This is a genomic window from Nonomuraea sp. NPDC003707 (genome assembly GCF_053587055.1).
Genome location: NZ_JBSFNK010000066.1, coordinates 1 through 20,246, shown reverse-complemented (window position 1 = coordinate 20,246; position 20,246 = coordinate 1). Strand labels below are relative to the sequence as shown.

The window sequence follows — 20,246 nt, the reverse complement described above, 5'->3', positions numbered from 1 at the left end:
CAGAGATGCTGCTGGCTGCACGCCAGGCGCCGGACAGAAGGCACCGGGGCAGGAAGGGGAGGCGATGGATGCCGCCACGCACGCGGCGCTTGCCAAGGAACTGAGGCAGGCACAGCTCAGCCGGCAGCCGATCGAGCCGCTCAGTGATGCGCACCCGGGATTGAGCGTGGGCGACGCGTACGCGATCCAGCTGGCGCAGATCGATCAGCGGGTCACCGAGGGCGAACTGATCCAAGGACACAAGGTGGGGCTGACCTCGGCCGCGATGCAGCGCCAGCTCGGCGTGGACCAACCCGACTACGGGCATCTGCTCGCCGGCATGTTCCATCTCGACGGGCTGCCGATCGGCCTGGAGCCGTTCATCAGTCCCCGGGTGGAGCCGGAGATCGCGTTCGTGCTGAAGCGGCCGCTGCGGGGACCCGGCGTGAACGCTGCGCAGGCGCTGGCGGCCGTTGACTACGTCATCCCGGCTCTGGAGATCATCGACTCACGCATCCGCGACTGGAAGATCACTCTGATCGACACGGTGGCCGACAACGCCTCTTCCGGTGGCGTCGTGCTCGGCTCTCGCCCCGTCCGGGTGGACGCGGTCGATCTGCGGCTGGCTGGGTGCGTCCTGACGCACAACGGCGCCGTGGCCGGTACTGGCGCGGGTGGCGCGGTGCTCGGCTCGCCGCTGAACGCACTCGTCTGGTTGGCCAACACCGTCGGAGCGCGAGGCGTGAGCCTGGAAGCCGGTCACGTCGTGCTGCCCGGCTCGGTCACCGCGGCCGTGCCGGTGGTTGCGGGCGACAGCGTGCACGCCACGTTCGGCGGGCTCGGCACGGTCAGCGCCCGATTCACGGGAGGACAGGTATGAGGGCTACGGCCGCCATCGTGGGGCCCGGCCACATCGGCACGGACCTGCTGGTCAAACTGCTGCGCAACACCTACATCGAGCCGATCTCCATGGTCGGCGTCGATCCCGCCTCCGACGGGCTGGCCCGGGCCCGGCGCGAAGGGGTGCAGGCCAGCGCGGGCGGCGTCGCCTGGCTGCTGGCCCAGCCCCGGCTGCCGGACCTGGTCTTCGAGGCCACCTCGGCCAAGGCTCACCAGGCCAACGCACCCCGCTATGCCGAGGCGGGGATCACCGCCATCGATCTGACCCCGGCCGCGGTCGGTCCGTACATTTGCCCGGTGGTCAACCTCGGCGCGCACGACGGCGCCACCAACATCAACATGATCACCTGCGGCGGGCAGGCGACGATCCCCATCGTCGCCGCGGTGTCGCGGGTGGTGCCGGTGAACTACGCCGAGATCGTCGCCTCCATCGCCTCCCGCTCGGCCGGCCCCGGCACCCGTGCCAACATCGACGAGTTCACCGAGACGACCGCACGCGCCATCGAGAGCGTCGGCGGAGCGGCGCGCGGCAAGGCGATCATCATTCTCAATCCCGTGGACCCGCCGATGATCATGCGGGACACGGTCTTCTGCTCCATCCCGGCCGACGCCGACCGCGACGCGATCGCCGAGTCGGTGCATCGCATGGTGGCCGAGGTCCAGGCGTACGTGCCCGGCTACACGCTGCGGGCCGATCCGCAGTTCGACGACCCGCTGCCGCAGTGGGACGGTCACGCCCGGGTGGCGATCTTCCTGGAGGTACGCGGCAATGGCGATCATCTACCGCCGTGGGCGGGCAACCTGGACATCATGACGGCCGCCGCCGTACGCGTCGGCGAGCTGCTCACCCTGGGGGAAGGAGCTGTCACCTGATGGACCACCCGAAGGACGCCGTGCGCGTCACCGACACCACCCTGCGCGACGGCAGCCACGCCATCGCCCACCAGTTCACCGCGGAGCAGGTGCGAGCCGTCACCCGGGCGCTGGACGAGGCGGGCGTCACCGTCATCGAGGTCACCCACGGCGACGGGCTGGCCGGCTCCTCCTTCAACTACGGCTTCTCCGCCATCGACGAGATCGATCTCGTGCGGGCGGCGGTGGAGCAGGCGCGCCGGGCGCGTATCGCCGTCCTTCTGCTGCCCGGCGTTGGCACCATCGAAGACCTGCGCCGCGCCCACGACGCCGGCGCGTCCATCGTGCGGGTGGCCACCCACTGCACCGAGGCGGACGTGGCGATCCAGCACTTCGGCGCGGCCCGCGAGCTCGGCATGGAGACGGTCGGCTTCCTGATGCTCTCCCATCGCGTGGACGCCGCCACGCTGGCCGCCCAGGCCCGGATCATGGCTGACGCGGGCTGCCAGTGCGTGTACGTCGTCGACTCGGCGGGCTGGCTGCTGCCCGACGATGTGACGTCCCGGGTCGAGGCACTGGTGGCCGAACTCGGGAACGACGTCCAAGTCGGCTTCCACGGGCATCAGAACCTGTCCGTCGGCGTGGCCAACTCCATCGCCGCCTACCGGGCCGGCGCTCGCCAGATCGACGGCAGCCTGTGCGCGCTCGGCGCGGGCGCGGGCAACTCGCCGACCGAGCTGCTCGCCGTCGTCTTCGACCGGCTTGCCATCCCCACCGGCCTGGACGTCGACGCCGTGCTCGCCGCGGCACACGACGTGCTCACCCCGCTGGTGCCGCGGCTCCCGACCGCCGACCGGCCGGCCATCGAGCAGGGCCGCTACGGCGTGTACTCCTCCTTCCTGCTGCATGCTCAGCGTGCGGCGCAGCGCTACGGCGTGCCCGCGCACACCATCTTGCGCAAAGTCGGCCAGGCCGGTTACGTCGGAGGACAGGAAGACATGATTATCGACGTGGCGATCAACCTGGCAGCGGAGAAGGTGCCCTCATGACCGGCTGGACCAGCGGGCGGGCGGCGAGCGAGCTGCTCGGCCGCGAAACAGGGCGCCGGGCGGGCGGCCGGATCACCGCGCAATGGCCGGAGCTGGATCTGGCGACCGCCTACCAGGTGCAGGCCGAGCTGCTGCGCCGCAAGGTCGAGGCGGGCGAGCGGGTGGTCGGCGTCAAGCTGGGCCTCACCTCGCGGGCCAAGCAGCAGCGGATGGGCATCGACTCCCCGCTCACCGCCTGGCTGACCGACGCTATGGTGCTGCCCGCCGGGGCACCGGTCCCGCTGGAGGCTCTCATCCACCCTCGCGTCGAGCCGGAGATCGTCTTCGTGATGGGCGAGCGGCTGGCCGGGCCGGGAGTGAGCGCGGCGAGCGCGCTGGCGGCCGTGCAGAGTGTGCACGCCGGGTTCGAGGTGATCGACAGCCGATATGAGAACTTCAGCTTCACGCTGCCTGACGTGGTGGCCGACAACGCCTCCTCCGCACGCTTCATCGTTGGCGGCAAGCCCGTGCCGCCGACCGGGCTCGACCTCGCGCTCGAAGGCTGCCTGCTCGGCATCGACGGCGCGATCGTCGACACCGCGACCGGTGCCGCCGTCCAGGGACACCCCGCCGAGGCGCTGGCCCTTGCGGCCAACGCCCTCGGTCGCCGCGGCCTGGCCATCGAACAGGGCTGGATCGTCCTGACCGGCGGCCTCACCGACGCCGTGTTCATCGAACGCGGCCACACGATCTCCGCCGAGTTCACCCACCTGGGCTCCCTGACCCTGATCGGAGCATGACCCGTGCCACTGGCCGACATCAGCATCGTGGCCGGACGTGACCCGGCCACGATCCGCGCGCTCATCCGCCAGGTGCACACGGCGGTCCAGGAGTCCCTGGACGTCCCGCCCGAGACCATCCGCGTGATCGTGCGTGAGGTGCCGCCCCAGCACTGGGCGGTCGGCGACGTGACCAAGGCGGAACGGCCATGAGCAAGCGGCCCGAGAGCATCGAGGACGTCCGCGCCATCTACGATTAGCTGCTCGGCTTCGTGCCGCCGCGCGTGCAGCAGCGCTTCGCCGCCTCGGCGCAGGCCAACCCGGAGGTTCTGCTGGCGCAGGAACGGCTGCGCAACCTGATCATGTATCCCGACGCGCTGGAGCAGAAGACCGTCCAGCTCGTTCTGTTCGGCCTCCTGCACGCCAAGCTCAGCGACGCCGCCAAGCTGCACGGGCTGGCCGTGCTGCGCGCCGTCATCGACCTGGCTTTCCTGTTCACCGGCTACTCCAGTTCGCGGCGCGGGGCGAGCCGTGCGAACTTCCCAAGGACGTGCGGCGGGAGCTGATCGACCCGGTGTGGATCGTGCTGGCCGCGGCGGCGTCCAGCACCCGGGTCACGGTGGTCCGCACGCCCGACCGGGTCCGGGTCAGCGCCCTCGGCGACGGGCCGGGGCCACCGCGCCTGGAGTTCGCATCGCGGCAGGTGGAGGTGCAAGGTGTGGTCGCGGTCAATCGACTGTGGGTGGAGGCGGTGTGGTTACAGGGGACGCCATCACGGTGACGCTGATCGACGACCATCCGGTGGTCCTGGCCGGGATGAAGTACTGGTACTCGACGGCGGAGCTGCCGATCAAGGTCGTGGCCTCCGGCGCCACCGTGCAGACCGCGTGGGCGCCGCCAGGTGACGCGGCCGCGGTCGTCGTGCTCGACCTGCAACTGGGCGGCCGCCCGCCCGCCTACGACGATCTGCGACGGCTGGTCGACGCGGGCCGGCAGGTCATTGTCTACACCATGCGCGACGACGAGAAGACCGCGCTGACCTGCATGGACCTCGGGGCCTTCACCTTCCTCACCAAAGCCGCGGGAGAGGAGCACCTGACCGCGGCCACGGTCGCGGCCGCGCACGACCTGCCGTACACGCCGCCGGCGCTGGCCGGGGCGTTCGGCGCGGACACCGAGCCCGATCGGCCGAATCTCTCTCTGCGGGAGGAGGAGGTGCTGATCGAGTGGTTCCAGTGCGAGTCGAAGGAACTCGTCGCGCGGAAACTCGGCATCACGCCGCGGACGGTCAGCTCTTATCTTGACCGGGTCCGGATCAAGTACGCGAACGTGGGGCGGGAGGCCCGGACCAAGGCGAACCTGGTCGCGCGGGCGATCCAGGACGGGCTGATCGACGTGGACGACTTGTGATCGCGTGATCACGGTATGCATTGCGGGTCGAACGACCGTCACTCCAAACAGGTCCGTTTCCCTAGGGTGACCGTCACGTCACCGAGGCGGCCTTGGCGCGCTCCTTTCGAGCCGTCCGGCGGTCCGCCGTTCACCGGCGCGTACGCGCCCGGTCGATGCCGCCGAGTGCCGAGCGCATCGGACGGTGACGGAGTCGAAACAGACAATCACAAGAAGATTCGGAGTTTGTGACGTGAGGCGAGTTCGAAGGCGTTCACTCAAACGGGCGACCGTGCGCGGGGCAGGTGCGTGTGCGATCCTCGCGGCGGCGCTGGCGCTGCCGCTGTCGACCACGGCTCACGCGGGCACCGCAGACAAGACGGACGACAAGCTGACCGCCGGTGAGATTCTCAAGCCGAATGAGTCGGTGAAGTCCGAGAACGGCCAATACAAGCTGATCCAGCAGGTCCAGGGCAACCTCGTCCTGTACGGCCCCGGCAACGAGGCCCTCTGGGGGACGCCCACGTCAGGCACCACCGCGTACGCGACCATGCAACGCGAGGGCAACCTCGTCATCTACAACGCGTCGAACCAGCCGCTGTGGGGAACCAACACCGCCGGCAACCCCGGCGCTCACCTCGAGGTGCAGGACGACGGCAACCTCGTCATCTACTCAGCAAGCAACGAGTTCCTGTGGTCGCGGCACGCCTACGTCGGGTCGCTCCCGTCCGGTCACACGCTCAAGAGCGGACAGTGGGTCCAATCACGGAACGGCGCGTACAGGCTGCTCATGCAGAAGGAAGGCAACCTCGTCCTCTACAGCCGGGCTCACAAGGGCCTGTGGACGACCCCGACAGCCGACCAGCCGGGCGCCTACGCCGCCATGCAGAAGGAAGGCAATCTGGTGATCTACACCTCGTCGAACAGAGGCGTGTGGACCACCAAGACCGCGGGCAGCCCCGGTGCCTACTTGGCGGTGCAGAACCAGGGGAACGTCGTGATCTACTCCAAGGATAACAGGCCCCTCTGGTCGGTGAACTAGCGCTCCCGCCGCGACGCCGGGATCGCCTACGGTGGCCGGGCGATCCCGGCGTCACCGAGACCGACCAGATGCCGCAATTCCGCGAGCGGCGCCGCGCGCGTGCAGGTGGAGACGCGGATGATCAGAGTGTTGGTAGTCGACGATCAGGCGCTCGGCCGCGCGGGCATGGCGGCGCTGATCCGCACGGTCCCCGGGCTGGACGTCGCCGGTGAGGCCGGCACGGGTGAGGAGGCTCTGTCGCTCGCGCTGGCCACCAGGCCCGACGTTGTCCTCCTGAGCATCCCCGGCGCCGACGCCGTCGCCATCGTCGAACGGGTCCTCGGCCTGGCCCAGGAGCCCGCGCCCAAGGTCCTGCTCATGGGCGGCGGCGATCCGCGCGGCCACGTCTATCTCGCGCTGCGTGCCGGCGCGGCAGGGTTTCTGCTCAAGGACACCCCGCCGGCGCGGCTGAGAGCCGAGGTAGCGTTGCGCGGTCAGTCCGTCGTCACCCTCACTCGTCCCGTCATGGTTGCTGGCGGTGTCTTCGCCCCAGGGCATCTGGGTGAGTTGACCCAGGTGATCCCGTTCGAGCTCGTCGATTCCGTTCTGGCTGAGACCGGTCGGACTGAGCGCCGTCTGCGGGTTCTGCCGTCCCGGGTCGGGGTCTACTTCGTTCTTGCGCTGGGACTGTTCGGACAGGTAGGTGCCCGCTTGGTGTGGCAGAAGCTGATCTGTGGCCTGGCCGGTCTGGCGGTGGTGATCCCGTCGGAGAAGGCCCTGCGGGACCTGCGACGCCGGATCGGTGCGGCCCCGCTGAAGGTGCTGTTCGAGACGCTGGCGGTCCCTCTGGCGCATCCGTTCACATCTGGGACTCGATACCGGCGATGGCGGACCGTCGCCATGGACGGGTGCGGCTCGTTAAAGGTCCCCGACCACGAACGTAACCGCGGCTGGCTCGGCAAGCTCCGCAACAGGGTGGGCCCGGCTGGCTACCCCACGCTGACGCTGATGGCACTGATGGAGACCGGCACCCGGGGCATGCTGGGAGCGACCTTCGGCCCACCCAATACCCACGAGACCGCCTACGCCTCCCGGCTGCTGCACCTGCTCAACCGCGACATGCTGCTGCTGGCCGACCGCGGCTTCGACAGCAACTACTTCCTGCAAGCCGTGGCCGGCACCGGGTGCCAGTTCCTGGCCCGCTGCCGATCCCGGCGACGCCTGCCCGTGCTGGCCATGCTGAGCGACGGCTCCTATCTCACCCGGATCGATGGGCTCCGACTCCGGGTGATCGAGGCCGAGATCACGGTGACCGGATCCGACGGGAGTACAACCACGGGCCTGTATCGGCTGCTCACCACGCTGACCGACCACCGCGCGGATCCCGCCGCCGCGCTCGTACAGCTCTATCACGAACGCTGGGGTGCGACGTGAAAGTCGCACGTTGTGAGTGGTCGCGTTGTTTGGAGGTTTCATCATGAAGACGTGACCCGGTCCAGTGTCCGCAGGACCGTCTCCGCCCCGGCATGCGTCGCGGGTAACCGTGGGGTGTGGAGCCCGGGGTAAAAGCCGAAGCTGCTGCTGTTCCATCCAGTGGCGGCGGGCGAGGAGAAAGGCCGGACGGGTGAACGTATGTGAATCTCTGCATGCTTCGTAATAGTGGCTTCCGCCGGTGGAATGCAGGAGGCGGATGACAGGGCTGGCCGTTGCGAAACGGCAGGTGCCGACCGGAGACCCAACGCCGGTCGGGAGGACACCACCGCCCCGGAGTATAGGAGGCACCCACCCCGGCCGCATCTCACACGTGCGGAACACGGAAACCCCGGCAGAGTCCCAACCACCTGGGGGCGGAAAGGTAGGCCAACCGTAAGGGAGGCGGAATTCTCTGCCGGGAACAAGATGCCCAAGAAGCGAATGCCGGTCATGCCGACAACGGCATCACCACCATCGAGTGATCCTGATAGTGGTGGACGAAAGTCAACAGGAAGCCAGGGGCGTCATGGCGGCACCTCCAAGCCGCCGCCGCTGGATAACTGGCCGGATACCGGGACTGGTGCCCGGGCCTTGAAAGAGGCGCAGACGTGGGCAGGTGAGCCTTTGAAGAGCAGGCAGCCGAAAGCACCGGAACCGAAGGGCAAGTTAGGCACCGATGGTGAACGGACCCAAGGACGCGCCCCTCGACTGGGACGCCATTGACTGGCGTCTGCATGAGGAGAACGTACGGCGGCTACGGCAGCGGATCTTCAAGGCGGCGCGGGAGGGTTCTCTGGCCACGGTCAGGAACCTGCAGAAACTCATGCTGCGGAGTTGGAGCAACACGCTGGTCAGCGTGCGGCAGGCGACGCAGTTGAACGCTGGACGCAAGACCGCCGGGGTCGACGGAGAGGTCGCTTTGACCCCTCGGGCCAGGATGGAGTTGGCGGTGCGGGTGCACCAAGATGCGCCAACCTGGCGGCCTCGGCCGGTAAGGCGGGTTTATATACCCAAGGCGGGAAACCGTGCGAAGCTGAGACCGCTCGGAATTCCAGTGATCGCGGATCGCTGCCACCAAGGTAGGGTCCGCAACGCGCTGGAACCCGAATGGGAATCCCGGTTCGAACCCAAATCATACGGGTTCAGGCCGGGGCGAAGCTGCCATGACGCGATCGGGGCGATTTTCCAAACCTGCTGCTCTGCAAAGACCAAGCGGGTCTGGGCTCTGGACGCGGACCTGGCGGCGGCATTCGACAAGATCGACCACACCCGGCTCCTTGAAGCAATCGGATCGTTCCCTGCCAAGGATCTGATCCGGGAATGGCTTAAATCCGGAGTGATGGAGGCGGGGAAAGGGTTCACGCCGACCGTTGAGGGAACCCCACAAGGCGGCGTTATAAGCCCGCTCCTACTGAATGTCGCACTGCACGGACTGGAAACAGCCGCTGGAGTCCGATACTATCCCACCGACCATCACAAGGCGGGACATGTTAAGCCGGGCTCACCGACGGTTATCCGCTATGCGGATGACCTGGTCGCGCTCTGCCACAGCCAGCGGCAAGCCGAACAGGTCAAAACCCAGATCGCCGAATGGCTGACCCCAAGAGGGCTGACCTTCAACGAGGAAAAGACCAGAATAGTGCACATCGACGATGGGTACGATTTTTGGGTTTCAGCGTGAGGCGATACAACGGCACGCTGCTGATCAAACCGTCGAAAGCGGCCATCCAGCGGATCCGAGAACGGCTCCGTGTCGAGTTCCGCGCGCTGCGCGGGGCAAACGCGGCGGCGGTCATCGCCAGGATCAACCCCATCACCCGGGGTTGGACGGCCTACTACCGAGGCGTGGTCTCGTCCGGCACCTTCTCCAGCCTGGACAACTATCTGTGGGTCCTCTGCTACAAATGGGCGACCTTCCGGCACGCCAGCAAGCCGAAGAAATGGATCGTGGCCCGCTACTTCGGCAAATACAACAAGTTCAGGAACGATCGCTGGGTGTTCGGTGACGCCGCCAGCGGCATCTACCTGGCGAAACCCTCCTGGACCGGCATCGTCCGACACACCATGGTCAAGGGCGCGGCATCCCCAGACGACCCCGCCCTGGCCGAGTACTGGGCCAACCGGCGACGACGTGTCACACCCCCGCTGGACAGCTACACACTCCGCCTGCTCGCCAAGCAGGACGGCCGCTGCCCGATCTGCCAGGGACCGCTGCTGACCGCCGATCAACCGCCGCAGTCCCCCCCACGAATGGGAACGGTGGTGGCTGCACATCGTCCGAAGGGCGATCAACGCCGACTACCTCACCCACCATGGACGGCCCAGCTCACCAGACGGTGACCAAACCCGCCTCGTCCACGCGGCCTGCCAGCGCGAACTCCTCGCTCGCCAGCGCAGCCGCACAGCTAGCACATCCCACGCCGCCCGCGCGGCTTGCTTGCGCTGACCCGCGGTGAAAGCCGCACGGGCAGTGCTGAGGGGAGGCCAGCGGGGTAACCCGCTGGCCTTACCCGATAGATCGAGTCGGCCTTCTTCGCGCTGCGCCACACGCTCCTTCGTGGCCGGGTGCTGCGCTCTAAGGACCCCGTCGGCATCGAGCAGGAGGTATGGGCCCTGCTTACGCTCTACCAGGCGCTCCGGCACGCCATGGTCACCGCCGTGGAGACGCGCTCCGGTGCTGATCCCGACCGTGCGTCCTTCACCATCGCGCTCGAAGCCGCCCGGGTCACTGTCACCACCGCTACCGGCATCGTCATGCCCGTCACAGGCGGCGAAGGTGGCTCGATCGGGCACATTGCCACAGCCGTCCTGGCCGACCTACTCCCACCACGACGAGCGCGCTTCAGCGCCCGGATCGTCAAAGCCAGCGTTTCCCGCTACGGCACATGGAACCGCCGAGCTGACGACAACAGGCCAGTGACCAGCACTGACATCGCCTCCGTGGAAGTCGCCATCCAGCAGCCCAAGCCCTCAGCTGACCCGCAGAAGAAGCCCCAGCCCGCCTCACCAGTTCAGCGGCACCGCCAATCCCGACCTACCGACCAGGCCAAAGGCGCCACACCCGCTCAAAGCCGCTGGCAGAAAGCCCAGGCCATCCTGCAGCAGACTCCGGAACGCCCACGACGAGCCCAGGACATCGCCGCCGCCCTCGGTATCACCGGTAAGCAGAGCCTCCACAGTTTCTACGTCCAGATGTCCGCCTGGGCCCGTCGGGGCAGACTCACCAAGACTGCTCCGGGCATCTACCGGATCGCGCACTCAACCGCTCTGGACACGGCCCCGTGATCGTTAACTTCGCGGTCTTGGGCGGCCGCTTATGAAACAAGCCCGAACGGCTCCTGGAAACGCAATCCATGAGGCGATTACAGAGAGTCACTTTGGGCTGGTCGTGCGAACCCGAGTGGGACGGCCATGAGGGCGGGCTGACAAGCCGACGGCTACCGAGACGTCACGAGGCTCATCTCGCGCGGGTGCTCGGCGAGCTTCGGCAGCAGGCGCGCTGCCGCGGCGATGTCGGCGGTGAGGTCGCGGTCGGTCGTCTCCTGCTCGAGATCGTCGAAATGATCGTCCAAGCGCATCCCGCGCAGCCGCAACGCACGCACGGCGGCCACGAGTTCGCACGCCAGCGCCGTCCGGTAGTGGTCCGCCGCCGCCAGCGCCTGCTGCGCGCCGAGCAACGAGCCGGCCCGTCGCTGCCGCGAGGTGGCGTGCTACGGTGATTACCGTGCGGTCAGAAAAAATACCGATCGGTAAGTCGGGGCGGACGTTCATCGACATCGCGCGCCGCGCGCAACTGGTGGAGTGCGCCATCGATGCCATCGCCGAGCTCGGGTTGCCCAAGGCGTCGCTGGCGGAGGTCGCCAAACGAGCAGGCGTCACCAAGACGACGATCTTCTACCACTTCACCAGCCGTGAGGAGCTCATCCACGAGGTGTTCGCCTCGGTCCTGCGGCAGGGCGCCGAGTTCATGGCAGTGCGGACAACAAGCGGGCAGAGCGCGGCAGCGGAGCTGCAGACCTACATCGAGGCCAACGTCGCCTACATAGACACCCACCGCAAACAGGTGCGGGTGCTGACCGAGATCGCGATGAACTTCACCGACGAAGACGGCCGGACCCGGTTGCCGCACGACGCGTCCGTGTATGGCACGAGCCTGGCACCGTTGCAGGAGATCCTCGAACGCGGCCAGCGCGCCGGCGATTTCCGCGACTTCAGTACGCGCACCATGGCCATGACCGTCCGCGCGGCCATCGACGTCATCGGCCCGCAGCTCAGCGTCATCCCGGACCTCGATCTCGACGCCTACGCGCGGGACCTGGTGTCGCTGTTTCGGCACGCGACCACGAAGGAGGCACGGCGGTGACCGGTGAGCGGCGCTCGGGCGCGGTGCTCGCGCTGGCGTTGGACGTCGTCATCCCGCTGGCCGTGTTCTACCTGGCGCGCGGCGCCGGGGTGAACCAGTGGCTGGCGCTGCTGCTGGCCGCCCTCGCGCCCGCGGCCGGGATCGGCTGGACGTGGGCCAGGCAGCGCCGCCTCGACGCGACCGCCGTGTTCGTCATCGTCAGCATGGCGTTGTCGTTGCTGGTCGCGTTCGTCACCGGCGATGCTCGCGCGCTGCTGGCCCGCGAGAGCTGGCTGACCGGGGCGGTCGGGCTGTGGATCCTCGGCTCGCTGGCCACCGGGCGGCCGTTCCTGCTGGACGTGGCCGGGAAGGTCAGCCCCGCCGGTGTCGCACGGCGGGTCGAATCGCTGTGGGCCGGCAACCGGGTGTTCCGCCGCTGGGTGATGCTGGCCAGCCTCGCGTGGGGGGCGGCGTTCCTGCTCGACGCGGTGATCCGGGTGGTGTTCGCCTACACCCTCACCGTGGACAGCGTGCCCGCGGCGGGCACCGGGGCGCTGATCGTCCTGATCGCGCTCGCCCAGGGCGTTGTGATGGTGCACGGCAGGCGCAGCGGCGCCCTGGCCCTGATGAGGAACCATGGCTGACCCGCGCGTGATCCTGGTCACCGGCGGGGCCCACGGCATCGGCGCGGCGATGGTCCGCCGCTTCACCGCTGCGGGCCACCAGGTTGCGGTGGCCGACGTCGACCGTGGTGAGGGACTCCGACCTGGCCGCCCAGACCGGCTGCCACTTTGTCCAGGCCGACGTCGCCGTCCTGGAGGACAACCAGGCCGCCGTCGCCGAGGTCGCGAACCGCTTCGGCCGGCTCGACACAGTCTGTCTCAACGCCGGTGTCCCCGGCGGGCAGGGCCTCGGCGACGACTTCGATGCTGAGAAGTATCACCGCGCGATGCGTGTCAACCTCGACGACCCCGTCTACGGTGCGAACGCCGCAATACCCAATCTGCGCCAAGGCGGCGGCGCCATCTTGATCACGTCGAGCCTCGCGGGTGTCACGGCGTCTCCCGACCTGTACTACGCGACGGCCAAGCACGCGCTGATCGGTCTCACCCGCTCGCTGGCATGCTCCTGCAGCCCGATGGAGTCACCGTCAACGCACTCGTCAACGCACTGTGCCCGGGGTTCACTGACACCCGTCTCGTCGCCGCCCACCGCGGCACGCTCACGGGGCACGGCATCGCTATCGCCGAACCCGACCACGTCGCCGCGGCAGTAGAACGCATCCTCGGCTCCGGGAGGACGGGAGAAGCGTGGAACATACAGGCGGACCAACCCCCCATACCGGTTCAATTCCCGCACATCATGCTGAGCATGCGAGATTTTCGATCTTCAAACTGACCACACCGGCCAACAGCGCCGATAGATCCGCGTCGTCAAGGGGGGTCTGGTGCGTTTGATGGGGAGCCGTCACGGTGGATGATCTCGAGGGCCTACCGAGCACCTTGCTCCCCTCCGACGACGGCACTGATCAGGGCTGCTCCGACAAACCGTTTGGGCCCCCTCATAGCGCCAAATCCGGTCCGATCCTTCCCGACGGCCCACCCGTTGGAGGTCTCGTGTCGAGTTCGAGTGAGTTGTGGGGGCGCATGCGCTCATCCCCTGCGGTCAGGTCGCGAACAGCACACGGAGCTCGAGGTCGAGCCGGGTTACCGGGGTCTGCTCGGGTGGTGTCAGATCGAGGGTCCAGTTTGGTGGCGGTGGTAGACTTGTTGCCTGCCAGCGACAGCTCGTGCACGCTGACCGTGCCGCGCATGTGCGCCGCGACCTGGGACGGGCCCAGCAGCGTCCCGTGCGCGAACGCGGTCAGCACATACCGGGCCGTCGTGTTGCGGATCTTCGGGTCGGAGCCGGAGGCGGGCCCGAAGTGGCGGTGCCAGCCCAGCAGGTAGGCAGTGCGGGTGAGGATGTCCAGCAGCGCACGCTGGGGCAGTCGGTCATGGATGGCGGCCTCCAGCTCCAGCGCCTCGGGCCACCGGTCGGCGCCCTTACGGCGGCGCATCACCGGCCAGCCGCCCTCCAGCAGCAGGTCGGTGTTGCCCGGGTAGCCTGCGTCCACCGCCGCGGCGAAGGCGGCCAGCTTGTCGAGGTAGTGGGTGGTCAGCGCGCTCGCCTTGGCCGGGATACCCGCCTGAGCACAGAACGTCGGCACCAGCGGCCGACACCCGTCCCAGGACATGAGCTGATCGTGCAGGTTGGCGAAGGAGTCCGATCCGGCCACCGCGATATCGCCGCTGCGCAGCTCGGCCGCCAGATAGGAGAACACGCATACCTCCAGATGGTGGCGCACCAGCATCCCGGGCCGCTTGGAATCCCGGAGGATCTTGCGCCACTGCCCTGCGGCGAAGGCGTCCACGTCGATCGTCACTGTCACAGTAGCCGGATCACTCTCAGGGCCGGGCCGCTTCACCGTGAGCTCTTCGGGGACGATCACGGCCTTGGCGCTGCGCAAGGCGCGCAGAAACTCCACCGCATCCAGCACGCTGCGCTCGGCCGTGGTGGCCTCCAGTTCGATCGCATCCAAGAGGGTGAATAGCGCTGCGCGATGGGAGCCGTAATGCCGCTCCAGCAGCGGCAGGTAGTTGTTGCCATGGTGCGCCGAGATTGCCTCATGCGCACCGGCCAGCGCCTCCACACTGCCGGCCCGCTCCAACGTCTTCAGCACCAGATGCCCGGCCCACTCCGCCGTTTCATGCGCCGCCGTCGCCGCGGCCGACTCCGGTGAGGCTTCGCCGGCCGCTGGGGCGCCGGTTTCTCCCGGAGCCAGGGTGTCACGCACCGCCGGCAGCACATCGCCGAACACTCTGAGCAGGCGCTCGGACTCGGCCCGATTGGCTTCCCGCAGCGCGTCCAGGTGATCGCGGCCCCTCTTGTGGATGGCCGCCATGCGCTTGCAGAACATGGTCACCACGTCATCGCGGACCCCGGTAGCGACCATGTGGGCGAAGCTCACCAGCAGCGTGAGCAGCTTGTCCTCGCTCACCTTGCGCGTGTCGGCTGCGTCGGTGACCCGCGCCTCCCCGGCGAAATGCGTGACCTTCCCCGGCGGCACACCCTCCAGCCATCTTGCAGTCGGCCCGGTCGCGTCGATATCGCCCAGCAGCGCCAGCCGCTCCTTGAACTTGCCCAGCGACGCCGCCTGAGCCACGTTCTTCAACCGGTCGAACTCGCTGCGCCGACTGACAGTGATGATGGAGATGAGCGCTTCCCGCCAGGGTTTGACCCACCGACTGACTGACCCTGGGGTCCTCAACGGGATCTGTCGGCCCCGGCCGGGAAGCGCTCACCTGCACGTGCACACCGTGTGTGACAACTACGGCACGCACAAAACCCCAGCCGTCCAGACGTGGCTGGCCGACCATCCCCGTTTTCATGTGCGCTTCACTCCGACCAGCGCCTCCTGGCTGAATCAGGTAGAACGCTGGTTCGCCCTGATCACCGACAAGCTCATCCGGCGGGGCGTTCACACCAGCGTCACCGCATTGGAGAAGGACATCCTGGCGTGGGTGGACATCTGGAACGAGGATCCCAAGCCGTTCGTCTGGGTCAAAACGGCCGAAGAGATCCTCGCATCCCTGGAGTTACTTCTGCGTCGCATTAAAGGCGAGGAACACTAGCAAGCTTGGGCGAGATGACCACCATCCCAGACGACACCACACCCGCCAGCCCCGTCGCGCAGAATCACGTCACTCAAGGCCGAGGCACTCATACCGTGCCTGTCCGGCCCGACGGCTGGCCGGACTGGCTCGGACGACACTCCATGACCAGCGACGACAGGGTCAAGATCTGCAAAGCCCTCGAAACCGGTCTCCCCGAAGGCCCTCTCACCGGGTGCGGCCCGTTCCAGTGTTACCTCACCATTGACGGCCTCGACCGCACCGATCCACGTGAATTCATCGCGGTTCGCAGCTTCTCGAACGGTATCAGGAAACGACGATGGGAACGGAATTGCTCGGTGCGGAGCGGTTCAGCGACGGATCCACCGCCTGAATCGTGATAACATGCGGGCCGGGTGTGATCCGGTCCAGTTGGACTAATGTGTCGATCTTGTAGGTCGTCGTCTGCGGTCTGGCGCGCTGATGGCCGTCCACCAGCACCCAATAGTGCGCGATAGAACCGGAGTCGTCCGTCGACGGATCCCAGCTGATGACGGGCTGCCCGCGGTACATAGCTGAGACATGAGCATTCTGCGGGACCGTGGGCGGCGTAACGTCCGTGGCGGCCGCTGCAGGTGCAGCGGCGCCGGCGCTTATCATGGCGGCGATGGCCGCTGACTTGATGAACATCAGCAAACGGACTCGTGATCTATTAAGCGATTCTATTGTGATCGCCTGCTCTTCGGGGCGCACCTGCGCGCTTGGCTTCGTTCTGGCGGGCACGAGTGGCGCTGCAACGCCAAGGCCTCGAGTGACAGCCGCCATGTCGCGAGCTGTGGGGGATGATCTGAATTTCATAATGGTCAACATAGCGACGCATGCTGTCGTGGCGCTGGCGCCGGTCTGTCGGGCAGCGCCCTGGCCTTGCCCCTGCGATCCAGCGATCATGGACTGACCCAGGTGGTTGCCGCGGCGCCCCAGTTGACGGACCAGCGGAAGGCCGCCGACGTAGGCCGCGGCAGTCCTGAACGCGGCTATCGACGCTACTCCTCTGGGCACCGATTCCCCTCTCAGCGCCAGTCTGTTGCGTGCGGCCGCGGCGGGCTATTACATGTCGCGCCATCGCCCCAACGAACTGGTTCGAGATCGCAATGGTCTACGCCACGAAACTCCATGGCGCGGCCGCCAGGCCGCCGCCGATGCGGCCGACCGGACCGCCGCCGCCGAGGTCATCAGCCAGCGGCAGCGCGATTACGACGACAACCTGCGCCGCAAGCGGGAGGCGCTGGCCGCCCAGGCCCGCGCAGCCCGTGATGGGACCGAGGCCGACGCATCCATGGACGTCTTCCACGCCATGGCCGAGATCCGCATGGCCGCCTCGCGGGCGCTGTGTCTGCTGCACAAGCAGCAGATCCGGTTCACCACCGATCGTGCTCATGCCATCGTCGAGCTCTGCGACGGCGCCGAGGCGGCCATCACCGCCGTCCGGGACCTGGCCACCGGCTCAGCCCTGGACGACGCCGCGCTGGCGAAGTTCCTGGACAACAACGGCGGGCTGCTATGAGCCGACGACGCGAGGCGACGGGCTTCACGCAGGCTAAGTGGTCCGGCTCGTAAGTCATTCGAGGGTTCACGCGACTACCGGTAGTGCGACAGGCTGGTGAACGCAGCCGGTGGGTTGCTGGAAGTGGCGCTCCTTCTGTTCGTGTCGCTCGATCCGGGCCATCAGGTCCTCGAGGTCGGCCGGGGTGAACTTCCATCCGAAGGGCCGGGCGGTCTCGTTGTAACGACGCTCGAAGGCGGTCAGTCGGTCTTCGACCTGGTCAAGGCCGGTGAAGTCGTTGGGTGTGACAACCTTGCGCTGCACGATGGAAAAGAAGATCTCGATCTGGTTGAGCCAGGACGCGTGCACGGGGGTGTGGACCATCACCGTGTTGGGGAACTGGGCGGTGAGCCGATCGGCGGCTGCCTTGCCGCGGTGGGAGGACCCGTTGTCGACCACCCAAAACACTCGCTTGGCGGAGGCGTAGGGTTCGGCGGTCATGACCTTCTCGACGAGGGTCATGAACGGGACGATGCCGGTCTTGGCCGCGCAATGTCCGATCACGCGCGCGTGGTGGACGTCGTAGGCGGCCAGGTAGGCCAGCGACCCGCGCCGGTCGTATTCGTGGTTGATCGCATCCGGCGGGCGATGCCGGGTGGCAGGGTGGGATGGCAGCGGCAACGGGCCTGGATCGAGGTTTTCTCATCGGAGGAGATCACGTACTCGTTGGCGGCAAGGGGCTGTCCGCCCCAGATGCGCTGATAGAGGTCGAGCACGCGGGCGGCCTTGGTGGCGAAGTCGGGGTCGCGGATGAATACCCATGAGACGTACTGCCAGGGCTTGAGCACGTCGGCGGCCAGGATCCGGCGGACGGTCGAGGCGGACATCGCTTCGGTGATGCCCCGGCCGACTGCTTCGCGGGCCAGGTCGGTGCTGCTCCAGCGTGACAGCGGCACTCCGGTCTCGGCCGGCAGCTGGCAGGCCAGCGCCTTGACCTCGGCCCGCTGGATAGGGGTGAATCGGGGCGGCCGGCCGCTGCGGGGCCGATCCTTGAGCCCGTCGATGCCCTGGTCGGCATAGCGGCCACGCCACCGGCGGACGGTATCCAGGTGGATGCGCTGTCGCAGGGCGATACGGGCGTTGGAGTAGCCGTGCGCGGCGTCCAGCACGATCCGGATACGGACGACCTGCTGGTAAGGGGCAGTGTGTGAGTGGGCCAGTTTCTTGAGCTGCCGCCGCTCGGCGGCGGTCACGATGATCTGGCGGGCGCGGGGGACGGGCACGCGGAACGCTTTCCATGATCTTCTTCAGGGGTCCACAAGTGTGCTCCTACCACCGTCTTCTGGGGTGTGATCGACACGCCGGACGGCAAGATAGGGCTCATGCCCGCCATCCCGGAGTCAACCAAGACCTCTCTGGCCCAGCGATTGCGCCAGCACGCCCGCGACCGCTGGCCCCAGCTGGCAGGCTTGCATGTCCGCTACCACGGCCAGTTCGCCTATGTCGAAGGTGAACTGGCTGACGGCCACCGTCTGCCCCTCATCCGGCTCCGCTACGGCGGATCGGCCTCCATCTGGGGATTCGGGCTCTACCTCGCCAGCAGCGGCAAGTACGAGAACCAGATCCTGCCCACCGGCATGTCAGCTAGCACACCCCAAGAAGCCCTCGACTGCGCCTGCGATCTCTACCTCAGCCACTGACCCCCGAAGGACTTACGGGCTCAACCACTAAGGAAGACGTCGCGGACGTGATGATCTGGCTGCGCTGCAACCACGGGCGCGAGGTCAGCTACGCCGACATCGCCGCCGGCGTCCAGATGCCCAACGGTCACCGGCTGCGGCGGGCCGTCCGGCTCGTCCGCGTGATCGCGGCCAACCGGGGTGACTGTCTGGAAGGTTCCGGCCGTCGGCCGATCCCGCCCGGCGCGACTCTGGCCGGCGCCGGGTCTGGACCACCCGCTACATGCGATCCGGGCACGGCGACGAGTTCAGCGCCCGCGACGCTTTGTCCACCGCACGCGCGGCGATGACGTCGGTCAAGGACATGCACCGCGCCACCATCTTCGAGGCCGCCAACCCCCATTCGACCGCGCGCACGGAGTTCGCCACGATGGCCCAGGCCGCCGATGAGTGCATCACGAAGGTCGCAGGCCTCGACACGGTCGGTCCGCAGGTGGCCCGGCGCGAGAACACTAGCCTGCTGGCCCAGATGATCGCCGAGCTGGAAGCCCGGTTCGCCGGGCCGATGGCAGGCTGACACGGGCCGCTCCCATGTCAGGGGCAACCGCCGCGCGGACGCATCGCGCCCCCTCAACGACCAGCCAAGGAGCCCATCATGACCCCGCTCGAACGCACCCTCGCCAAAGCCCTCACCGAGGTCGTCATCAGGCCGGACCTCGGCGACGACGCCATCACGCCCGCCGCTAGGATGCAGGCGCTCGAGCCCGTGGTCGTCCTCCTGCAGGATCTGTCCGAGCGGGACCGGCAAGCCCTCGCCGATCTGATCAACAAGTTCGCGCATGAGGAAACCGACCCCGAGCGGCAGCTGACCGCCTGGGAAGCGCCCGAGACCCTCGGACTTCTCGCCTGAGAGCATGACCGCACAACAAGACCTCGCCCGGCACAGTCGACACTCTTGACCTCAAGCAGGCTTAAGGTTTTATCGTACATCGTCATGAGCACAACGAACCTTGCTGACCAGACGAGCCAGGCCGACATCGAAGCGATCAAGCAGGTGGTGGCCGCGGTTGAGCACTTCCAGAACAACGAACTCCCTGACGAATTCGTTGCTCTGTTCCGTGCTGACGCGATCTGGACGACGGGCCATGGCAAGCGTCTCTTCGGCCGTGATGCGATCTCGACGTTCACGCACCAGGTGCTTCCCGGAGGAATGCAGGGCGCGACGGTGACGTTCGAGGTCGAACACGTTCTGTTCATCCGTCCCGACGTCGCAGCCGTGAAGGTGCGCCAGGTCTATCGGAACTCCGACGGGACGGAGGAGGTGGGTACGCCACTGTTCGTCATGGCAAAGGAGGACGGGCAGTGGCGCCTGACCGCCTGCCAGAACACCAGCGTGCTCAGCAGCGACTGACCGCATTCAACGGCGACACGCCTCCAGCGACAAGACGCACACAAGCTGCCAACCGCACATCAAGACCCCGCCCGGCTCATCCGGCGGGGTCTCTTCACGCGGCTAGTGCTGCGTTCCTTAAAGGGTGTGGGATTGCCTCTGGCCAGGAGCCTTGAGCAGGCGGATTCTCATGGCAGGAGGGTTCCGCCATGCCGAAG

At 67.5% G+C, this 20,246-nt stretch carries 26 protein-coding genes and 2 pseudogenes; 23 read left to right on the top strand and 5 right to left on the bottom strand.

Features of this window, described 5'->3' with window-relative positions:
- Positions 1 to 64 precede the first annotated feature (64 nt).
- The 14 genes and pseudogenes from ACWDRB_RS63715 (at position 65) to ACWDRB_RS63650 (ending at position 10,706) form a co-directional block, all read left to right on the top strand.
- Positions 65 to 859 carry a 2-keto-4-pentenoate hydratase gene (locus ACWDRB_RS63715; protein WP_449911867.1) on the top strand — a complete coding sequence of 265 codons (795 nt, stop codon included), beginning with the start codon at positions 65 to 67 and terminating at the stop codon, positions 857 to 859.
- A complete protein-coding gene (locus ACWDRB_RS63710; RefSeq protein WP_449911865.1) occupies positions 856 to 1,752 on the top strand; it encodes an acetaldehyde dehydrogenase (acetylating) in 897 nt (298 codons plus the stop codon). The genes ACWDRB_RS63715 and ACWDRB_RS63710 overlap by 4 nt, the downstream gene beginning before the upstream one ends.
- Positions 1,752 to 2,780: a 4-hydroxy-2-oxovalerate aldolase gene (dmpG, locus tag ACWDRB_RS63705; protein WP_449911863.1), complete on the top strand. Its 1,029-nt coding sequence runs from the start codon at positions 1,752 to 1,754 to the stop codon at positions 2,778 to 2,780. Before ACWDRB_RS63710 ends, dmpG begins: the two co-directional genes overlap by 1 nt.
- Positions 2,777 to 3,559 carry a 2-keto-4-pentenoate hydratase gene (locus tag ACWDRB_RS63700; RefSeq protein ID WP_449911861.1) on the top strand — a complete coding sequence of 261 codons (783 nt, stop codon included), beginning with the start codon at positions 2,777 to 2,779 and terminating at the stop codon, positions 3,557 to 3,559. Before dmpG ends, ACWDRB_RS63700 begins: the two co-directional genes overlap by 4 nt.
- 3 nt (positions 3,560 to 3,562) lie before the next feature.
- Complete coding sequence (locus tag ACWDRB_RS63695; RefSeq protein ID WP_449911859.1) at positions 3,563 to 3,751, top strand: tautomerase family protein; 189 nt, start codon at positions 3,563 to 3,565, stop codon at positions 3,749 to 3,751.
- A gap of 59 nt (positions 3,752 to 3,810) precedes the next feature.
- Entirely contained in the window at positions 3,811 to 4,104 is a 294-nt protein-coding gene (locus ACWDRB_RS63690) for a hypothetical protein (protein ID WP_449911857.1), read from the top strand.
- Positions 4,089 to 4,319, top strand: coding sequence for a hypothetical protein (locus ACWDRB_RS63685; RefSeq protein ID WP_449911855.1), 231 nt, complete (start codon positions 4,089 to 4,091; stop codon positions 4,317 to 4,319). The genes ACWDRB_RS63690 and ACWDRB_RS63685 overlap by 16 nt, the downstream gene beginning before the upstream one ends.
- On the top strand, positions 4,292 to 4,948 hold the full coding sequence (locus ACWDRB_RS63680; protein WP_449911853.1) for a DNA-binding response regulator: 657 nt from the start codon (positions 4,292 to 4,294) through the stop codon (positions 4,946 to 4,948). The genes ACWDRB_RS63685 and ACWDRB_RS63680 overlap by 28 nt, the downstream gene beginning before the upstream one ends.
- Before the next feature lie 271 nt (positions 4,949 to 5,219).
- On the top strand, positions 5,220 to 5,969 hold the full coding sequence (locus tag ACWDRB_RS63675) for a hypothetical protein (protein WP_449911851.1): 750 nt from the start codon (positions 5,220 to 5,222) through the stop codon (positions 5,967 to 5,969).
- A gap of 117 nt (positions 5,970 to 6,086) precedes the next feature.
- A pseudogene (locus ACWDRB_RS63670) lies at positions 6,087 to 6,419 on the top strand (response regulator); the annotation flags it as partial.
- Between the two features lie 54 nt (positions 6,420 to 6,473).
- Positions 6,474 to 7,370 (top strand): annotated as a pseudogene (locus ACWDRB_RS63665) (transposase domain-containing protein); the annotation flags it as partial.
- A gap of 727 nt (positions 7,371 to 8,097) precedes the next feature.
- Positions 8,098 to 9,102: a reverse transcriptase domain-containing protein gene (locus ACWDRB_RS63660; protein ID WP_449911849.1), complete on the top strand. Its 1,005-nt coding sequence runs from the start codon at positions 8,098 to 8,100 to the stop codon at positions 9,100 to 9,102.
- Positions 9,099 to 9,761, top strand: a complete 663-nt coding sequence (locus ACWDRB_RS63655; RefSeq protein ID WP_449911847.1) for a group II intron maturase-specific domain-containing protein — start codon at positions 9,099 to 9,101, stop codon at positions 9,759 to 9,761. Before ACWDRB_RS63660 ends, ACWDRB_RS63655 begins: the two co-directional genes overlap by 4 nt.
- 225 nt (positions 9,762 to 9,986) lie before the next feature.
- Positions 9,987 to 10,706 (top strand): hypothetical protein, encoded by a 720-nt coding sequence (locus ACWDRB_RS63650; RefSeq protein ID WP_449911846.1) that lies wholly within the window; start codon positions 9,987 to 9,989, stop codon positions 10,704 to 10,706.
- 152 nt (positions 10,707 to 10,858) lie between these two features.
- Here the strand turns inward: ACWDRB_RS63650 and ACWDRB_RS63645 are convergent, their stop codons facing one another.
- Entirely contained in the window at positions 10,859 to 11,098 is a 240-nt protein-coding gene (locus tag ACWDRB_RS63645) for a hypothetical protein (RefSeq protein ID WP_449911844.1), read from the bottom strand.
- 47 nt (positions 11,099 to 11,145) lie between these two features.
- On the opposite strand from ACWDRB_RS63645, the gene ACWDRB_RS63640 reads away from it, so the two are divergent.
- The 3 genes from ACWDRB_RS63640 (at position 11,146) to ACWDRB_RS63630 (ending at position 13,039) form a co-directional block, all read left to right on the top strand.
- A complete protein-coding gene (locus tag ACWDRB_RS63640; RefSeq protein WP_449911842.1) occupies positions 11,146 to 11,784 on the top strand; it encodes a TetR/AcrR family transcriptional regulator in 639 nt (212 codons plus the stop codon).
- Positions 11,781 to 12,407 (top strand): VC0807 family protein, encoded by a 627-nt coding sequence (locus tag ACWDRB_RS63635; RefSeq protein WP_449911840.1) that lies wholly within the window; start codon positions 11,781 to 11,783, stop codon positions 12,405 to 12,407. Before ACWDRB_RS63640 ends, ACWDRB_RS63635 begins: the two co-directional genes overlap by 4 nt.
- A gap of 107 nt (positions 12,408 to 12,514) precedes the next feature.
- Positions 12,515 to 13,039 (top strand): SDR family NAD(P)-dependent oxidoreductase, encoded by a 525-nt coding sequence (locus tag ACWDRB_RS63630; RefSeq protein WP_449911838.1) that lies wholly within the window; start codon positions 12,515 to 12,517, stop codon positions 13,037 to 13,039.
- Between the two features lie 285 nt (positions 13,040 to 13,324).
- Here ACWDRB_RS63630 and ACWDRB_RS63625 read toward each other — a convergent pair whose 3' ends face one another.
- The gene (locus tag ACWDRB_RS63625; RefSeq protein ID WP_449911898.1) at positions 13,325 to 14,968 is read right to left on the bottom strand and encodes a Tn3 family transposase; all 1,644 of its coding nucleotides are present in this window, start codon (positions 14,966 to 14,968) and stop codon (positions 13,325 to 13,327) included.
- 40 nt (positions 14,969 to 15,008) lie between these two features.
- Here ACWDRB_RS63625 and ACWDRB_RS63620 point away from each other — a divergent pair, with 40 nt between their 5' ends.
- Complete coding sequence (locus ACWDRB_RS63620; protein ID WP_449911836.1) at positions 15,009 to 15,437, top strand: transposase; 429 nt, start codon at positions 15,009 to 15,011, stop codon at positions 15,435 to 15,437.
- Positions 15,438 to 15,743: 306 nt separating this feature from the next.
- Here ACWDRB_RS63620 and ACWDRB_RS63615 read toward each other — a convergent pair whose 3' ends face one another.
- Entirely contained in the window at positions 15,744 to 16,112 is a 369-nt protein-coding gene (locus tag ACWDRB_RS63615; RefSeq protein WP_449911834.1) for a fibronectin type III domain-containing protein, read from the bottom strand.
- Positions 16,113 to 16,500: 388 nt separating this feature from the next.
- Between ACWDRB_RS63615 and ACWDRB_RS63610 the strand changes: the two genes are divergently transcribed.
- The gene (locus ACWDRB_RS63610; RefSeq protein ID WP_449911832.1) at positions 16,501 to 16,980 is read left to right on the top strand and encodes a hypothetical protein; all 480 of its coding nucleotides are present in this window, start codon (positions 16,501 to 16,503) and stop codon (positions 16,978 to 16,980) included.
- Between the two features lie 66 nt (positions 16,981 to 17,046).
- On the opposite strand, the gene ACWDRB_RS63605 is transcribed toward ACWDRB_RS63610, so the two are convergent.
- The gene (locus tag ACWDRB_RS63605) at positions 17,047 to 17,553 is read right to left on the bottom strand and encodes a transposase (RefSeq protein ID WP_449911896.1); all 507 of its coding nucleotides are present in this window, start codon (positions 17,551 to 17,553) and stop codon (positions 17,047 to 17,049) included.
- Positions 17,520 to 18,242, bottom strand: a complete 723-nt coding sequence (locus ACWDRB_RS63600; RefSeq protein WP_449911830.1) for a helix-turn-helix domain-containing protein — start codon at positions 18,240 to 18,242, stop codon at positions 17,520 to 17,522. The genes ACWDRB_RS63605 and ACWDRB_RS63600 overlap by 34 nt, the downstream gene beginning before the upstream one ends.
- A 66-nt stretch (positions 18,243 to 18,308) precedes the next feature.
- Here ACWDRB_RS63600 and ACWDRB_RS63595 point away from each other — a divergent pair, with 66 nt between their 5' ends.
- The 4 genes from ACWDRB_RS63595 (at position 18,309) to ACWDRB_RS63580 (ending at position 20,049) form a co-directional block, all read left to right on the top strand.
- Entirely contained in the window at positions 18,309 to 18,659 is a 351-nt protein-coding gene (locus ACWDRB_RS63595) for a hypothetical protein (protein WP_449911828.1), read from the top strand.
- 262 nt (positions 18,660 to 18,921) lie between these two features.
- Positions 18,922 to 19,215, top strand: a complete 294-nt coding sequence (locus ACWDRB_RS63590) for a hypothetical protein (RefSeq protein WP_449911826.1) — start codon at positions 18,922 to 18,924, stop codon at positions 19,213 to 19,215.
- Positions 19,216 to 19,293: 78 nt separating this feature from the next.
- The gene (locus tag ACWDRB_RS63585) at positions 19,294 to 19,548 is read left to right on the top strand and encodes a hypothetical protein (RefSeq protein WP_449911824.1); all 255 of its coding nucleotides are present in this window, start codon (positions 19,294 to 19,296) and stop codon (positions 19,546 to 19,548) included.
- 84 nt (positions 19,549 to 19,632) lie between these two features.
- A complete protein-coding gene (locus tag ACWDRB_RS63580; RefSeq protein ID WP_449911822.1) occupies positions 19,633 to 20,049 on the top strand; it encodes an SgcJ/EcaC family oxidoreductase in 417 nt (138 codons plus the stop codon).
- The last annotated feature ends 197 nt before the right edge of the window (positions 20,050 to 20,246 follow it).

Coding starts and splice junctions, on each gene's coding strand:
- ACWDRB_RS63715 (WP_449911867.1), top strand. CDS start 65: ATGGATGCCGCCACGCACGCGGCGCTTGCCAAGGAACTGAGGCAGGCA.
- ACWDRB_RS63620 (WP_449911836.1), top strand. CDS start 15,009: ATGATGGAGATGAGCGCTTCCCGCCAGGGTTTGACCCACCGACTGACT.
- ACWDRB_RS63590 (WP_449911826.1), top strand. CDS start 18,922: ATGCGATCCGGGCACGGCGACGAGTTCAGCGCCCGCGACGCTTTGTCC.
- ACWDRB_RS63710 (WP_449911865.1), top strand. CDS start 856: ATGAGGGCTACGGCCGCCATCGTGGGGCCCGGCCACATCGGCACGGAC.
- ACWDRB_RS63580 (WP_449911822.1), top strand. CDS start 19,633: ATGAGCACAACGAACCTTGCTGACCAGACGAGCCAGGCCGACATCGAA.
- ACWDRB_RS63585 (WP_449911824.1), top strand. CDS start 19,294: ATGACCCCGCTCGAACGCACCCTCGCCAAAGCCCTCACCGAGGTCGTC.
- dmpG (WP_449911863.1), top strand. CDS start 1,752: ATGGACCACCCGAAGGACGCCGTGCGCGTCACCGACACCACCCTGCGC.
- ACWDRB_RS63700 (WP_449911861.1), top strand. CDS start 2,777: ATGACCGGCTGGACCAGCGGGCGGGCGGCGAGCGAGCTGCTCGGCCGC.
- ACWDRB_RS63660 (WP_449911849.1), top strand. CDS start 8,098: ATGGTGAACGGACCCAAGGACGCGCCCCTCGACTGGGACGCCATTGAC.